We start from the raw sequence: 15,556 nt of genomic DNA on the forward strand, positions 1-15,556 counted from the left end.
CCGGCGCGAGAAATCCGGAACCGGTGAACGATCAGTACGCGCCGGTCGCTTCGCCGCCGGATACGATCGCGATGCCGGACGACGTGCCGATGCGGTTGGCGCCGGCCGCGATCATCCGCAGCGCCGCATCGCGCGTGCGCACGCCGCCGGACGCTTTCACACCTTTATCGGGTCCGACCACCGCACGCATCAGCGCCACATCCTCGACCGTGGCGCCACTGGCGGAGAAGCCGGTCGACGTCTTCACGAAATCGGCGCCCTCCTCGGCAGCGATGCGGCAGGCCGCGCGCTTTTCCTCGTCATCGAGCAGACAGGTCTCGATGATCACCTTCAGAACGCGACCGGAACAGACCGCGCGCACAGCGGCGATATCGGCACGCACCAGATCGAGATCACCATCCTTCAGCGCGCCGACATTCAGAACCATGTCGATCTCGTCGGCACCGTTGCGAACCGCATCCGCCGTTTCCGCCGCCTTGGCAGCGGCAGTCATCGCCCCGAGGGGAAAGCCCACCACGACGCAGACGCGCACGTCGCTGCCGGCCAGCGCCTCAGCGACCGCGGCGGCATGGCTGCCGTTCACGCAGACGGAGCGGAAACCGTGTTCGCGCGCCTCGCGGCAGAAACGCCCCACCTCCTCGGCGCGCGTCTCCGGCTTCAGCACGGTGTGGTCGATCATCGCGGCGAGCGTGACGGTGTCCATCGAACGTTCGGCCTCCCGGGCCTGCTTCCCCGTTTCGGGGTTCTCTTGTTTGTGACTTATTTCACATCTGTTAGACTGGCAACATGCAAGACGGCCGGACAAGCGTGATTTCATGATAAAACATGCCGGACGCCAGCCGCCTCCCGTTCCGGCCCGGCGCGCGGCGCGGCTGGAGCAGCTGCGCCTTCTGGCGGGTCGCGACGGGCCCGTGCGGCTCGAGGATGCCGCACGGCTGCTCGACGTATCCGCCATGACCCTGCGTCGCGATCTCGCAGCAGGCGGCAACGGTCTGTCCCTGTTCGGCGGCACCATCGTCGCGGGAGAGCAGACGAGCCGAAGCGGCTACACCCTGGCCGGGCAGCGCCGCTCGCATCACGACGCCAAGCAGGATGCCGGACGACATGCCGCCGCCCTGGTGCGGTCCGGCGACACGATCTTCGTGGATTGCGGCACCACCTTGCCGCATCTGGTCGCCGCCCTGCCGCCGGACCTCGACGTCACGATCGTCTGCTACGCGCTGAACATCGCCACCGCCGCCGCACGCCTGCCCCGCGCACGCCTGTTCCTGCTCGGCGGGTTGTTCCACCCCGCTTCGGCCACCTTCCTGTCGGAAGCGGCGTTGCGCGAACTGTCCGGCCTGGGCATCACCCGTGCCTTTCTGTCGGCAGGCGGTCTGGACCCGTCCCAGGGCGTCACCTGCTCGAATTTCAACGAGGTGCCGGTGAAACGGGCGGTGCTGGAACTGGCGGCGGAAACGATGCTGGTGATCGACGAGAGCAAGCGCGGCGCGGTGACGACGGCGCGCTTCGCGCCGGTGGACGCGTTTGCGGCGATCATCACGGAACGCGGCGTCGAACGGCGCTGAAGCTGCCCGGCCAGCGCCGCACCGGGATCAGTGCCGGATATAGTGCCGCTTGGCGTAGTCGATCGCGGTGGCCACAGCGTCGAGCCCGTCGCCCTCGCCCTGCTTCATCTCGATCACCAGCCAGCCGCCATAGCCAGATTCGTTCAGGGCGCGCCCTGCAGCCTCATGGTCGAGCTTCGGCGCGGCGAACGGGCCAAGCTCGGGTTCGGCCATATGGTAATGCGCGATGGTCGGCCCCGCAGCCGCGATCGCCGCCACGGGATCGTCCCCGGCCAGGGCCACGCAGGCGGTGTCGAGATGCGGACGGATGTTCGGATGGTTGGTCAGCGACACCAGCGCCAGCATGTCCCGCGCATGGTTCAGGAAATCGGCGCCATAGACCGGAGGCACCGGCTCCATGCCGAAGGACAATCCACCCTCGGCGGCGATATCGCCCAGAATACGCAGGCGCTCGGCGGCACGCTGCATCGCCTCGTCCACCGGCAACGCCCCCCGCAGACGCGATTTCGGCGCGCCGAACACGGCGATACCCGCGCCCAGCGCCGCCGCGATCTCCGCCAACATCTTGGTGTGCTCGCACATGGCGTCGAAGCCGGCCGCATCGCTCAGCAACGCTGCTTCCGGCTTGCCGAAAAACACCGCCTGCAACGAGCTGGTCTTCAAGCCGGCCGCATCCGCCTTGGCACGGAACTGCGCCAGACGCCCGGGAGACAGCTCGTCCCAGGGCGCGATCTTGGTGGGCGCCACTTCGACGCCCTGCGCGCCGCGCTCGGCCAGAAGCGCAAAGGCGCGGTCTTCCACCTCCGCCGGCCAGGCAAGGTTGGAAACGCCGAGACGGAGGCTCATCGCGGCCGCTCGGCATCGATGAAGCGGCCCATCGCCGCCAGCACGCCTTCGCGATCGAGAACATAGCCGTCCATGCCGCCGAACTCGGCATCATGGATGGTGCGCATGTCGTAGCGCGCCATCGGCGCCGCGTCCGCACCCATCACGCTGTCGGGGAAGAAGCGTGCGCGGATCTCCTCCATCGCCAAAGGCTCGGTGGCGAGATTGACCACACCCAGACCCCGCTCGCGGGCCAGATCGATATCGTCCGCCATGCGCTCCAACGGATACCACTGGAACACGCTGTCCGGGTTGATCACATGGATACGGTTGTCGTGCATCAGATCGTAGATCGCGTTCTTCTTGAGCCCCGCACCGAACAAGGCCGGCAGACGCAGGATCTGATGGTTCGGAAAGCGATCCGACACCCAACGCTCCAGCATGGCGCGGTTGGCGCCATAGGCATGCAATCCCTCCAGCTCCGGCTGATCGGCTTCCGTCACGCCGATCGGATGGCCGTAGACGTCGATAGTCGAGATCAGGGTGAAATTATCGGCGGTGATGGTGGAAAGATGGCCGATCAAATTCTCGATCTTGGCCAGATCTTCGGCCGGATTCTGGTTCGCCCACCATTTCACCGCCGACACGCCGGCACAGACCACATCGCCGAAATGCTGCCCGTCGATCTGCGGGATCGAAGTGGAATTGAACGTGTGGTCGAAGCTGCGCTGCTGCACGAGATTCGAACCGACGAAGCCGGTATGGCCGATAAGCGCGCGTCCGGTCACAAGGGAGCTCCCACCGGGGCGTCCTGCCCCTGTTCCATGGTTTGCAGGCTACGGCTGACGATATCGCGACGCAGCGGGCTGGCCAGCGGCGAGAACGAACGCTCCCGGCTGCTCTCGATGAAGGCCAGGATACGCTCCATGGCGAAGAAGATCGTATCGATCTTGCCCGACATCACCGAGAAGATGCGCCCGCGCCGGAACACCGAGCAGGAGCGGTCGTCGAAATTGCCGACCGGCTTTGTCTTGATCGCGAGCTGCGGTCCGACGAAACGGAAGCTTTCCTTGAAGTTCGGCAGGTATTGCATCACCTGCTGCTCCATCGCCGCCACCTTGGCACGCACCAGATCCTGCGACACGCCGTCGCGAATCCTCCTGGCCTCGGCTGGATCGTTCACGCGCCCAAGCGGCGTGTGCGGCACGGAGGACAGCGTGTAGATATTGGGGTCCTCGGTCGGATAGACCGAACAAAGCGGACCGTCCACGAACGTCACCGCCGGATAGGCGTGATCGGTTTCGTAGTAGAGCAGCATGGTCGGCTCGTAGAAGAACGGCATCGGCATGCCGAGCTGCTGGCCCCAGCTCGCATCGATCAGCAGATCGTACGGCTCGCCCTCCACCATGACGCTGTCGCCGGTTTCCTCGATCGAGGTCACGCGGTGGTTCAACACCAGACTGTCGCCGAGCAGCTCGCGGAAGAAACGCCGTGAATGCTCGATCAGCAGAACGCGTTCGCCGGTCAGCATCAGGCCGGCGATTTCGCGGATCGGCACCGACGTTTCCGTCTGCTCGCGAAAATCGATGCCGGTCGAGGTCATGATCAGGCGATAGGTGGCGAAGTCGATCAGGCTTTCCGCCTTCGGCACCGCGTAGATGTTCTCCGGAATCTCGCGGCTGAGATTCGGATAACGCTCCATGAAACGGTTGAACCCGTCGCGCGACTGCACGCGCGTGCCGTGATGGCGCGGATAATGGAAACCCAGATGCAGACGGAACTGGTTGTTGCCCGATGCCTCGTGAAGAGGCCGGTGATGCTGCTCGAACACGCGCACGTCGAAGCCGAGCGATTTGAGCGAACTGCCGAGATGGCAGCCGTACCATCCCGCACCGATGATCGCCACTCTCGAGACCATGCCGCACCACCCTCGTTGCGATGGCGAGCCTAGCCGAGAACAGCCACCCCGGACCAGCCCGTCATGGGCGCGGAACGGTGTCGATATGGTAGTTGAAGGTCTGCATCATCTGCGTCGGCACCGCGACGCCGCCACGGATTGCCGGTTTGAAATGCCATCCCGACACGGCCTTCACCGCCGTGTTGTCCAGATCCGGATACCCCGAACTCACCGCCACATCGACGCCGGTCACGCTGCCATCGGCGGCGATGCGCACCAGCATCTGCACCGAGCCCTGCTCGCCGCGGCGCCCCGCCGCACGCGGATAGGCCGGCATCTTGTTGGTCTTCTTGTCCGGAGAGGCGGGAATGATGTCCGGATTGTCCTGGCGCCCGTAGCCGAAACTGTTGGTCGGATCGAGATCGATATCCGGCTCGGGCTGTTTCGCCGGTTGCGGCGCCGCCGGCGCCTTGGAGTTGTCATCCGCCTTGTCCGGCGCATCGGGCGGAACGGTCTCAGTGGCGGGCGCGGACTGCGGCGGTATGTCCGACGTCTTGGGCGGCCCATTCGTGTTCGGCGGCTCCGGCACCGGGTTCGGCGCGGGCGGCTGCGGCGTGCTGGGCGGACTCGGCTTGGCACCGCCGGCATAGCGTTTGTCGTCCTCAATTATCTCCAGGGTCACCGGATTATCCGGTGGCGGCGGCACCAGGACGGCCGCCTTCCGCGTCAGGCGCTGCTCGGCGATGATCCCCACCACCAACAACACATGCGCGATCACGGCGATTGCGGCAGCCAGCAGCAGGATCTCGCGCCGTCCCCGCCCGCCCCAGCCGCGCGACGGCACGAAGAGGCGCACACGCGCACCGGGCCGGATCACGGATGCGACGGGCGACACACCGGACCGATCTGTGGACGGCGCGTCGGTTCGCGGTGAAGCCGGCGCGCGGGTCATCGTTCAGACCCGAAGCCGTTCCGGAATGCTCAACCCCAGGCGATCGGGAATGTCCCAGACTTCATGCACCGTGCGCAGCGGCTTGAATCCGGCCCGCAGATAGGTCGGCAGGGCGCGCGGATGGTCGGCGGTGCAGGTATTGACGCGAACCGAGCCGTTGCGACTGGCCGCGCGCGCCACACGCATCGCCTCCAGCAGCAGCGCGACGCCGATTCCGGTGCCCACCGCATGCGGCATCAGACCGAAATAGCCCAGATTCACATCGGCGCCGGTGCGGGCGTCCAGCTCGAAGAAGCCGGCCGGCTCACCCTTCCGCAAAGCGACGAACAGGCCGATCTGCGGATCGCGCATCAACGATGCGATCTCCTCGTCGGGCGCGACGCGACGCAGCCACCAGCAATACTCCGCCCCCACCGTATCATAGAGATAGCGATAGAACGGCACCGAAGGCTGCTCGACCCGCAGAACCGCCACGTCGGACGGCAAAGCGGGCGCGGCCGGAATGGCCACGCCCGGGTCGAGGCGCAGAAAGGTCACATCCACCCCGATCCGGGTGGTTCCGGCGGTCACGGCGACGGTCCGGGTCAATCGTCCAGGAACGAACGCAGCTTGCGCGACCGGCTCGGGTGCTTGAGCTTGCGCAGCGCCTTGGCCTCGATCTGGCGGATACGCTCGCGGGTCACGTTGAACTGCTGGCCGACCTCTTCCAGCGTGTGGTCGGTATTCATGCCGATGCCGAAGCGCATGCGCAGCACGCGCTCCTCACGCGGCGTCAGCGAACTCAGCACGCGGGTCGTGGCCTCGCGCAGATTGGTCTGGATCGCCGCATCCAGCGGGATCACCGCCGTCTTGTCCTCGATGAAGTCGCCGAGATGGCTGTCTTCCTCGTCGCCGATCGGCGTTTCGAGCGAGATCGGCTCCTTGGCGATCTTCAGCACCTTGCGCACCTTCTCGAGCGGCATGCCGAGCTTCTCGGCCAGCTCTTCCGGCGCCGGCTCGCGGCCGATCTCGTGCAGCATCTGGCGCGAGGTGCGCACCAGCTTGTTGATCGTCTCGATCATGTGCACCGGGATACGGATGGTGCGCGCCTGATCGGCGATCGAACGCGTGATCGCCTGACGGATCCACCACGTCGCATAGGTCGAGAACTTGTAACCGCGGCGATACTCGAACTTATCCACCGCCTTCATCAGGCCGATATTGCCTTCCTGAATCAGATCCAGGAATTGCAGGCCACGATTGGTGTATTTCTTGGCGATCGAGATCACGAGACGCAGATTGGCCTCGATCATCTCCTTCTTGGCGCGCGCGGAATCGCGCTCGCCGCGTGCGACGGTCGCGTAGACGCGTCGGAACTCCTCGATCGGCAGACCGGTCTCGGTCGCCACCTGGGCCACCTTGCCGCGCAGCTCCAGCACCTCGACCGAATGGCGGGCGACGAAGTTCTTCCACGCCTTGCCCGGGAGGGTCGCCATGGAATCGAGCCAGTTCGGGTCCATCTCGCGGCCGCGATATTTCACCAGGAAGTCGTCGCGACTCACCTTGGCGCTTTCCGCATAGCGCAGCATCCGGCCTTCGAGACCGTTCAGCGCCTGGCTGATCTGCTTGAGCTGGGTGACCAACTCCTCGATGCGGTTGTTGTGCAGGTGGACGGTTTCCACCTTCGCCACCAGCTCGTCGCGCAGCTTCTCGTAGCTCTTCTCCGACCGGTCGGACATCTCCTCGCCGGCGGTCAGGTTCTCGATGCGCTTGGCCTGGACCTTGTGCAGCTTCTTGTAGAGGCTCTCGATTTCCTCGAACTGCAGCAGCACTTCGGGCTTAAGCTTCTCTTCCAGCGCGCTCAGCGACAGGCCGGCGCCCTCGCCTTCCTCTGCGTCGTCGTCGCCCGGCGTCTCGAACGAAGCTTCGGCAGGCTCTGCGCCTTCTTCCGGCAATTCGTCCGCGTTGTTGCCGGCCTGGGTGGCTTCGAGGTCGATGATGTCGCGCAGAAGCATCTGGCCAACCTTGAGACGGTCGTGCCAGGAGATGATGGCGCGGAAGGTCAGCGGGCTCTCGCACAGGCCGCCGATCATCTCGTCGCGGCCGGCCTCGATCCGCTTGGCGATGGCGATCTCGCCCTCGCGGCTGAGCAGCTCGACCGAGCCCATCTCGCGCAGATACATGCGCACCGGATCGTCGGTGCGTCCCAGATTCTCGGCGTCGACGTTGCCGGCCGGGGTTTCGCCGTCCTCGGACTCCGCCTTCTTCTCTTCTTCTTCCTCGCGGTTGGCCTCGGACTCCTCGTTGTCCTCGTTCTCGACCACCTGGATGCCCATCTCGGACAGCACCGCCATCACGTCCTCGATCTGCTCGGAGGACATCTGGTCGGGCGGGAGAACCGCGTTCAGCTCGTCGAAGGTGATGTAGCCGCGCTCGCGTCCGCGCGCGATCAGACGCTTGACCGAAGCCGACTGGGTGTCGAGCAGGGTGCTGTCGGCGTCCTGCTCGCCTGCCGTCGCTTCCGTGGTCGCCGCCGTCTTCGTCGCCATGCTCAACTCAACTCCAGCCCCGGAGGGGCGCTATCCACCAGCCCGCATGGGGCTCCGACCCTCTTGAGAAGGGCTTCTAGTCGTCGTCCGACTGCTCGCCGCGCAGCACCGCAGCCTGCGCCGTCTTAAGCAGAATCAACTGCTTCTGCACCTCGGGTGCCCAGTTTTCCGCCAGCCGGCGTTCCGCCGCCGTGATCTGCTCGCGCAGGCTGGGGGCGTTCAGGTGCCCGAAAAACTCCCACCAAGCCTCCTCGGCTTCGGCCGGCATGGACCCGGCCGACGCCGCCCGTGCCAACGGCAAAGGACTCGGCGCCAACACCATTTCCATTTCAGACGATAATGCGGTCGAGTGCAGGTGGGCTATCAGGCTTGCCGAGTCAAGTGCAAGTGATCGGCCGGCTCCTCCTTCGGGAGCCTCCCCACCCGCATGGTCCTGTTCGTCCGCCCAGTCCAGCATGGCCGCGCGCAGACGCCCCAGCCCGTCCGGCAGAACGATCTGGCAGAAGGCCTGCTCCACATCGCGCAGCAGTTCCGGATGCCGCAGCAGGATCGCCACCAGCATGCGCTTGCGTTCCTCCGCGGCCGCATCCGCCACCGGCAGAACGCGGGCCGCCGCAGGAACAATCCGGTTCCGCCCCGCCCCGCCCTTGCCGCGCCAGCTCGAGAACGCCTCGCGGAACTGCCCGCGCAGCGTATCGCGATATTCCGCCGCCAGACCCTTGTGACCGATCTGCCCCGCCGCCTCCATCAACCGGCTCATCAGCGCGGCGCGCTGTTCCGGTCCCGGATCGCGCACCCCTTCGGACAAGAGTCCGAACAGGACCGAGCCCAGAGGCCGCGCCGCCTCGATCGCCGAGGCCATCGCCCGGGCCCCCTGCTTGCGCACCAGGCTGTCCGGGTCCTCGCCTTCGGGCAGGGACATGAAGCGCAGGGTCCGGTCCGGATCGAGCATCGGCAGCGCCACCTCCGCCGCCTTGCGCGCCGCCGAACGCCCGGCGCGGTCGCCGTCGAAACACAGCACCGGCGCCGGATCGACCCGCCACAAGGCTTCGAGCTGCTCGGCCGTGAGCGCGGTGCCGAGCGGGGCCACGGCGGCGCCGAACCCGGCCTGGTCCAGCGCGATCACATCCATATAGCCTTCGACCACCAGCAGCGTCCGCGAGGCCGGCAACGCCCCACCCTCCGGACGCACCGTCCGCAACGCCTTCTGCGCCCGGTCCAACCCGAACAAGGTCCGCCGCTTGGAGAACAGCGCCGTTTCCGGCCCGTTCAGGTATTTCGGCTGCCCGTCGCCCAGGATACGGCCGCCGAAACTCACCAGCGCGCCGCGACGATCGCGAATGGGAAACGACACCCGGTTGAAGAACAGCTCGCCCTTGGGCCGCCCTTCCTCGTCCAAACGCATCAGCCCGGCCTCGGCCATCATCGCCGCATCGAAACCCTGCTCGCGCAGTTCCGACACCAGACCGCCGCGCCCGTCGCCGGACCAGCCCAGACCGTGCGCGGCGATGGTCTCGTCCGACAGGCCGCGACCGCGCAGATAAGCGAGCCCGGCCGCCCCTTCCGGACGGAACAGACGGCGCACCCAGCTCTGCTGCACCGCCTCCAGAACGTCGCCGAGCGTCTTCTGCTTCTCGGCCCGCTGCCGATCGACGGGCGCCTGTTTCGGCACCTCCAGACCGGCTTCGGACGCCAGCGCCTCCACCGCCTCCAGAAAGGAGCGGCCTTCGGACTGCATGACGAACGAGATCGCATCGCCATGCGCGCCGCAGCCGAAGCAATGGAACCCGTCCTCGTACACATAGAAGGACGGGGTCTTCTCGCCATGGAACGGGCAGCACGCCTTGAACTGCCGTCCCGACCGGACGAGCTTCACCTTGCGCCCGATCACCGCGGCGATCGGGGTGCGGGCGCGAAGCTCGTCCAGAAAGGCGGGGTCGAAGGCCATCAGGGGGCCATTACGCGGACAGGCGCGCCTTCACCAGCGCGTTGGCGCGGCCCAGATCGAGATCGGCGCCGTGCTTCGCCTTCAGCGCAGCCATCACCTTGCCCATGTCCTTCATGGAGGCGGCACCGGTTTCCGCGACTGCATCGGCCACCGCCAGGGTGAGCGCGGCGTCGTCCATCGGCGCCGGCAGGAATTCCTCGATCACCACGATCTCTGCATCTTCCTTGGCCGCCAGTTCGGCACGGCCGCCCTGGAGATAGAGCGCGGCCGCTTCCCGGCGCGACTTCACCATGTTGCGCAGCGCCGACACGATCTCCTCATCGGGAATCGCGTCGATGCCCTTGGGGCGGGCGGCAATGTCGAGATCCTTCAGCCGCGCATTGATCATGCGGATGGTGCCGAGACGCACCGCATCCTTGTCGCGCATCGCCTGTTTCAGCGCTTCACCGAAGCGCACACGCAAACTCATTTCCGATCCTCCGAACAAAGGTGGGAATTTTCTTCCCACCGGTCGCCGCACTTGCTACTGGCATCGCGGCGAGGCTGGAAGGGTCATAGGACATGCTGTCGGTCGAAGCGATCATCGAACGGCTGGGCGGGGCTGCGGAAGCCGCGCGTCTGGCCGGAGTCGGCACAGAAGCGATCCGCAAATGGCGCCAGGCCCGGGCCGTGCCGCCCAAGCACTGGACCGCGATCCTGAGCAACAGCGACCTGTCCATCGCCGATCTTTCCCCCGCCGCCGCCTCTTCCCCGCCCGTCCAGGAGCCGCCCAGCATGACCGACACAGCGCATCAACGGCCGGACGGCGCCGACGCCGTTCTGGTTCTGGCCGACGGCACGGTGCTGTGGGGGCGCGGTTTCGGCGCGCAGACCGACGGGGCGCGCTCGGTGGGCGAGATCTGCTTCTCCACCGGCATGAGCGGCTATCAGGAAACCCTGACCGACCCGTCCTTCGCCGGACAGATCATCACCTTCACCTTTCCCCATATCGGCAATGTCGGCACCACGAGCGAGGACGACGAGGCGATCAACGTCGCCGCGCGCGGCCTGGTGGTGAAGCAGGACCTGACCGAACCCTCCAACTGGCGCTCCGCCCAGACCCTCGGCGCGTGGCTGGCTGCGCGCTCCATTCCTGGCATCTGCGGCGTCGACACCCGCGCCCTGACCCGCCGCATCCGCGACAACGGTCCGCAGACAGGGCTGATCTCGTTTCCCGCCGACGGACGCTTTGACATTCCCGCCCTGCTGGAGGCCGCACGCGGCTGGCCCGGGCTGGAAGGCATGGACCTCGCGAAGATCGTGTCCTGCACCCAGAGCTATCGCTGGCAGGAAGGCACATGGACCGGCGGCACCGGCCCGGCACGCACCCCCGACGCCACCGCCAAGCACGTGGTCGCGGTGGATTACGGCGCCAAGCGCAACATCCTGCGCTGCCTCGTGGAAGCCGGCTGCGATGTGACGGTGGTGCCGGCGACAGCGACCGCCGAGGACATTCTCGCGCACAAGCCGGACGGCGTGTTCCTGAGCAACGGCCCCGGCGACCCGGCGGCGACCGCCGAATACGCGGTGCCGGCGATCCGTGGCGTGCTCGACGCCGGCAAGCCGGTGTTCGGCATCTGCCTCGGCCATCAGCTTCTGGGCCTGGCGCTGGGCGCCAGGACCTTCAAGCTGGATCAGGGCCATCGCGGCGCCAACCAGCCGGTAAAGGATCTCGCCACCGGGCGCGTGGAAATCACCAGCCAGAATCACGGCTTCGCGGTGGACGACAAGACGCTGCCGGCGGACGTGGTCGTGACCCATACCAGCCTGTTCGACGGCTCCAACGAAGGCATCCGCTCCACCCGCCTGCCCGCCTTCTCCGTGCAGTACCATCCCGAAGCGAGCCCCGGCCCGTCCGACAGCTTCTATCTGTTCGAGCGCTTCGTCGCGCTGATGAACGATCCCGCCACGGCCACGGCCGGCACCAACGCGGCCGACGCCGCCAACGCGAACTGAGGGCGGCCGGACCATGCCGAAGCGGACAGACATCCATTCCATCCTGATCATCGGCGCCGGCCCGATCGTGATCGGGCAGGCCTGCGAATTCGACTATTCCGGCGCGCAGGCCTGCAAGACCCTGCGCGACGAGGGCTACCGGGTGATCCTGGTGAACTCCAACCCGGCCACCATCATGACCGATCCGGGTCTGGCCGATGCCACCTATGTCGAGCCGATCACGCCCGAATTCGTGGAACGCATCATCCTGCGCGAGAAGCCGGATGCGATCTTGCCGACCATGGGTGGCCAGACCGCGCTCAACACCGCCATGGCGCTGGATGCGTCGGGCTTCCTGCGCGAACACGGCGTGGAGCTGATCGGCGCCAAGGCCGACGTGATCGACCGTGCGGAGGACCGGCTCAAGTTCCGTGACGCCATGAGCGAGATCGGCATCGAGAGCCCGCGCTCGGTGATCGCGCACACGATCGGCGAAGCGCGCGACGCGCTCGACGTGGTCGGGCTGCCGGCGGTGATCCGCCCGTCCTTCACCCTCGGCGGCACCGGCGGCGGCATCGCTTATAACAAGGAAGAATTCGAGCGCATCGTCACCGGCGGCCTCGAAGCCTCGCCCACCACGGAAGTGCTGATCGAGGAAAGCGTGCTCGGCTGGAAGGAATACGAGATGGAGGTGGTCCGCGACAGCGCGGATAACTGCATCATCGTCTGCTCCATCGAGAACATCGACCCGATGGGCATCCATACCGGCGATTCCGTGACGGTGGCGCCCGCCTTGACGCTGACCGACAAGGAATATCAGCGCATGCGTGACGCCTCGATTGCGTGCCTGCGCAAGATCGGCGTCGATACAGGCGGCTCCAACGTGCAGTTCGGCGTCAATCCCGCCGATGGCCGCATGGTGGTGATCGAGATGAACCCCCGCGTGTCGCGCTCCTCCGCCCTCGCCTCCAAGGCCACCGGCTTTCCGATCGCCAAGGTCGCGGCGCGCCTCGCCGTTGGCTACACGCTGGACGAGCTCGGCAACGACATCACCGGTGGGCGCACCCCGGCCGCGTTCGAGCCCACGCTCGACTACGTGGTGGTCAAAATCCCGCGCTTCACCTTCGAGAAATTCCCCGGCAGCCCTGCGCTTCTGTCCACCAGCATGAAGTCGGTGGGCGAGGCCATGTCGATCGGCCGCTCCTTCAGCGAGGCTCTGCAGAAGGGCCTGCGCTCGATGGAAACCGGCCTGTCCGGGCTCGATCCGGTGGAAGTGCCCGGCGATGGCGGTGCGGATGCGTTCCGCGCCGTGCTCAGCCAGCCGAAGCCCGATCGCCTGCTGATGGCCGCACAGGCCTTGCGCGCCGGCCTGTCGGTGGAGGAGATCCACGACAGCACGCGCTTCGACCCCTGGTTCCTGCGCGAGCTGGAAAAGATCGTGGCGGCGGAACGCGGGATCGAAAGCGACGGCCTGCCGCAGGATGCGACCGCTCTGCGCCGCCTGAAGGCGATGGGCTTCTCCGATATCCGCCTGGCCCAGCTCGCCGGCACCGATGCCGCCGCCGTCAGCGCGCTGCGCGACCGTCTCGGCGTGAAGCCGGTGTTCAAGCGCATCGACACCTGCGCCGCCGAATTCGCCTCCGCCACCCCTTACATGTACGGCACCTACGAGGGCGGTTTCGGCACGCCGGAATGCGAAAGCGACCCCACGGCGCGCGACAAGATCGTAATCCTGGGCGGCGGACCCAACCGCATCGGCCAGGGCATCGAGTTCGATTATTGCTGCGTGCATGCCGCCTACGCGCTGCGCGAAGCCGGATTCGAGACCATCATGGTCAACTGCAACCCGGAAACCGTTTCCACCGATTACGACACCTCCGACCGGCTTTATTTCGAGCCCCTGACGGCGGAAGACGTGATCGCGCTGATCCGGCGCGAACAGGAAACCGGACGCGTGCTCGGCTGCATCGTGCAGTATGGCGGCCAGACGCCGCTCAAGCTCAGCCAATCGCTCGGCGCCGCCGGCATCGCGATCCTGGGCACGCCGGCCGATGCGATCGACCGTGCGGAGGATCGCGAGCGCTTCCAGGCCATGCTGCAGAAGCTGGGCCTGCGTCAGCCGGAAAACGGAATCGCCCGCTCCGCCGCGGAAGCCGAAGCGGTGGCCGAGCGCATCGGCTATCCGGTGGTGATCCGCCCGTCCTACGTGCTGGGCGGACGCGCCATGGAGATCGTGCATGATCGCGCCAGCCTCGCCCGCTACATGCGCGTGGCGCTGCAGCTCGCCGGTCACGACATCGCCTCCGGCCCCGTGCTGATCGACCGCTACCTGAACGATGCGATCGAAACCGATGTCGACTGCATCTGCGACGGCGACGACGTCTACGTCGCCGGCGTCATGGAGCATATCGAGGAAGCCGGCATCCATTCCGGCGACAGCGCCTGCTCCCTGCCGCCATACTCGCTCTCGCCCGCCACCATTACCGAACTCAAGGCGCAGACCGAGGCGATGGCGCGCGAGCTCGGCATCGTCGGGCTGATGAACGTCCAGTATGCGATCAAGGGCGACAGCATCTACGTGCTGGAAGTGAACCCCCGCGCGTCGCGCACCGTGCCGTTCGTGGCCAAGGCGACCGGCGTTCCGGTGGCGAAGATCGGCGCGCGCGTGATGGCCGGCGCCAAGCTGTCCGAATTCAAGCTGGACGACCGGGCGATCGCGCCGCATGTCGCGGTGAAGGAGGCGGTGTTCCCCTTCGCGCGCTTCTCCGGCGTGGACGTGATCCTCGGCCCAGAGATGCGCTCCACCGGCGAGGTGATCGGCCTCGACGCCTCGTTCGAGCGCGCCTTCGCCAAGGCCCAGCTCGGTGCCGGCGTGAAACTGCCCTTGTCCGGACAGGTGTTTCTGTCGGTGCGCGCTTCGGACAAGCCGGCGATCACGCCGCTGGCGCGCCGTCTGGTGGCGATGGGCTTCACCCTGCTCGCCACGCGCGGCACGGCGCAGGTCCTGCGCGAAGCCGGGATCGAGACCGGCATCACCAACAAGGTGCTGGAAGGACGGCCGCATTGCGTCGACGCGATCCGCTCCAACGAGGTGCAGCTGGTGATCAACACCGCCTCCGGCGCGCAATCGGTGACGGACAGCTTCGACATCCGTCGCAGCGCCCTCACCCATGGCGTACCGCACTTCACGACCATCGCCGGCGCACGCGCCGCCGTATACGCCATAGCCGCCCTGCGCGAAGGCCCGCTTGAAGTCGCTCCCCTGCAGTCCTACTTTCACGGATCGTTCTAAGCGGGCCGTTCTTCCGACGGGCCTCGGACCAGCGTCCGGGGCCTTTCGGCGGTGAACACGGCCCGTTCCTGCTCCATTGTTCGAGGACGCCTTCGTTGCAGAAGATTCCAATGACCGGCCGCGGGCTGCAGCGGCTCGAGGAAGAGCTCCGCAAGCTCAAGAGCGAGGAACGTCCCGCCGTGATCCGGGCGATCGCCGAGGCGCGCAGCCATGGCGACCTGTCCGAGAACGCCGAATACGACGCCGCCCGCGATCGCCAGTCCTTCGTCGAAGGCCGCATCAGCGAGCTGGAAGAGGTCATCTCTACCGTCGAGGTGATCGAACCGCATACGCTCAGCGGCGACCACGTGAAGTTCGGCGCCCAGGTGAAGCTGGTCGACGAGGAAACCGACAAGGAAGTGTCCTACCAGATCGTCGGCATGTACGAGGCCGACATCAAGCAGGGCCTGCTGTCCATCTCCGCGCCGCTGGCCAAGTCGCTGATCGGCAAGAAGAAGGGCGATACCGTCTCCGTGCCGGCGCCGGGCGGCGACCGCACCTACGAGATCCTGTCCATCACCTACGGCTGACGC

At 66.7% G+C, this 15,556-nt stretch carries 13 protein-coding genes; 4 read left to right on the top strand and 9 right to left on the bottom strand.

What is annotated here, in order from left to right:
* Positions 1 to 31: 31 nt before the first annotated feature.
* Positions 32 to 817: a deoxyribose-phosphate aldolase gene (gene deoC / locus ACZ5BM_RS04350; protein ID WP_498910162.1), complete on the bottom strand. Its 786-nt coding sequence runs from the start codon at positions 815 to 817 to the stop codon at positions 32 to 34.
* Positions 818 to 911: 94 nt separating this feature from the next.
* Between deoC and ACZ5BM_RS04355 the strand changes: the two genes are divergently transcribed.
* Positions 912 to 1,568 carry a DeoR/GlpR transcriptional regulator gene (locus ACZ5BM_RS04355; protein ID WP_498911484.1) on the top strand — a complete coding sequence of 219 codons (657 nt, stop codon included), beginning with the start codon at positions 912 to 914 and terminating at the stop codon, positions 1,566 to 1,568.
* Positions 1,569 to 1,595: 27 nt separating this feature from the next.
* Here the strand turns inward: ACZ5BM_RS04355 and ACZ5BM_RS04360 are convergent, their stop codons facing one another.
* The 8 genes from ACZ5BM_RS04360 to ACZ5BM_RS04395 all read right to left on the bottom strand — a co-directional run bounded on the left by ACZ5BM_RS04360 (position 1,596) and on the right by ACZ5BM_RS04395 (position 10,187).
* Complete coding sequence (locus ACZ5BM_RS04360; protein WP_498910164.1) at positions 1,596 to 2,414, bottom strand: sugar phosphate isomerase/epimerase family protein; 819 nt, start codon at positions 2,412 to 2,414, stop codon at positions 1,596 to 1,598.
* Positions 2,411 to 3,181, bottom strand: coding sequence for a Rossmann-fold NAD(P)-binding domain-containing protein (locus ACZ5BM_RS04365; RefSeq protein ID WP_498910165.1), 771 nt, complete (start codon positions 3,179 to 3,181; stop codon positions 2,411 to 2,413). The genes ACZ5BM_RS04360 and ACZ5BM_RS04365 overlap by 4 nt, the downstream gene beginning before the upstream one ends.
* The gene (locus ACZ5BM_RS04370; protein ID WP_498910166.1) at positions 3,178 to 4,311 is read right to left on the bottom strand and encodes an FAD-binding oxidoreductase/lyase; all 1,134 of its coding nucleotides are present in this window, start codon (positions 4,309 to 4,311) and stop codon (positions 3,178 to 3,180) included. The genes ACZ5BM_RS04365 and ACZ5BM_RS04370 overlap by 4 nt, the downstream gene beginning before the upstream one ends.
* Before the next feature lie 61 nt (positions 4,312 to 4,372).
* Positions 4,373 to 5,185: an energy transducer TonB gene (locus ACZ5BM_RS04375; RefSeq protein WP_498910168.1), complete on the bottom strand. Its 813-nt coding sequence runs from the start codon at positions 5,183 to 5,185 to the stop codon at positions 4,373 to 4,375.
* A gap of 60 nt (positions 5,186 to 5,245) precedes the next feature.
* A complete protein-coding gene (locus tag ACZ5BM_RS04380) occupies positions 5,246 to 5,812 on the bottom strand; it encodes a GNAT family N-acetyltransferase (RefSeq protein ID WP_498910169.1) in 567 nt (188 codons plus the stop codon).
* Between the two features lie 14 nt (positions 5,813 to 5,826).
* Positions 5,827 to 7,770: an RNA polymerase sigma factor RpoD gene (rpoD, locus tag ACZ5BM_RS04385; RefSeq protein WP_498910170.1), complete on the bottom strand. Its 1,944-nt coding sequence runs from the start codon at positions 7,768 to 7,770 to the stop codon at positions 5,827 to 5,829.
* Between the two features lie 76 nt (positions 7,771 to 7,846).
* On the bottom strand, positions 7,847 to 9,718 hold the full coding sequence (gene dnaG, locus ACZ5BM_RS04390; protein ID WP_498910172.1) for a DNA primase: 1,872 nt from the start codon (positions 9,716 to 9,718) through the stop codon (positions 7,847 to 7,849).
* Positions 9,719 to 9,728: 10 nt separating this feature from the next.
* Positions 9,729 to 10,187: a GatB/YqeY domain-containing protein gene (locus ACZ5BM_RS04395; protein WP_498910173.1), complete on the bottom strand. Its 459-nt coding sequence runs from the start codon at positions 10,185 to 10,187 to the stop codon at positions 9,729 to 9,731.
* Between the two features lie 92 nt (positions 10,188 to 10,279).
* On the opposite strand from ACZ5BM_RS04395, the gene carA reads away from it, so the two are divergent.
* The 3 genes from carA (at position 10,280) to greA (ending at position 15,553) form a co-directional block, all read left to right on the top strand.
* Entirely contained in the window at positions 10,280 to 11,713 is a 1,434-nt protein-coding gene (carA, locus tag ACZ5BM_RS04400) for a carbamoyl-phosphate synthase small subunit (protein ID WP_498910175.1), read from the top strand.
* Positions 11,714 to 11,726: 13 nt separating this feature from the next.
* The gene (gene carB, locus ACZ5BM_RS04405; RefSeq protein WP_498910176.1) at positions 11,727 to 14,984 is read left to right on the top strand and encodes a carbamoyl phosphate synthase large subunit; all 3,258 of its coding nucleotides are present in this window, start codon (positions 11,727 to 11,729) and stop codon (positions 14,982 to 14,984) included.
* Positions 14,985 to 15,079: 95 nt separating this feature from the next.
* Positions 15,080 to 15,553: a transcription elongation factor GreA gene (gene greA / locus ACZ5BM_RS04410; RefSeq protein WP_422862481.1), complete on the top strand. Its 474-nt coding sequence runs from the start codon at positions 15,080 to 15,082 to the stop codon at positions 15,551 to 15,553.
* Positions 15,554 to 15,556: the final 3 nt, after the last annotated feature.

It is taken from the genome of Lichenicola sp. GTC18331, assembly GCF_055386855.1.

Coding starts and splice junctions, on each gene's coding strand:
- carB (WP_498910176.1), top strand. CDS start 11,727: ATGCCGAAGCGGACAGACATCCATTCCATCCTGATCATCGGCGCCGGC.
- rpoD (WP_498910170.1), bottom strand. CDS start 7,770: ATGGCGACGAAGACGGCGGCGACCACGGAAGCGACGGCAGGCGAGCAG.
- dnaG (WP_498910172.1), bottom strand. CDS start 9,718: ATGGCCTTCGACCCCGCCTTTCTGGACGAGCTTCGCGCCCGCACCCCG.
- ACZ5BM_RS04360 (WP_498910164.1), bottom strand. CDS start 2,414: ATGAGCCTCCGTCTCGGCGTTTCCAACCTTGCCTGGCCGGCGGAGGTG.
- carA (WP_498910175.1), top strand. CDS start 10,280: ATGCTGTCGGTCGAAGCGATCATCGAACGGCTGGGCGGGGCTGCGGAA.
- deoC (WP_498910162.1), bottom strand. CDS start 817: ATGAAATCACGCTTGTCCGGCCGTCTTGCATGTTGCCAGTCTAACAGA.
- ACZ5BM_RS04395 (WP_498910173.1), bottom strand. CDS start 10,187: ATGAGTTTGCGTGTGCGCTTCGGTGAAGCGCTGAAACAGGCGATGCGC.
- ACZ5BM_RS04370 (WP_498910166.1), bottom strand. CDS start 4,311: ATGGTCTCGAGAGTGGCGATCATCGGTGCGGGATGGTACGGCTGCCAT.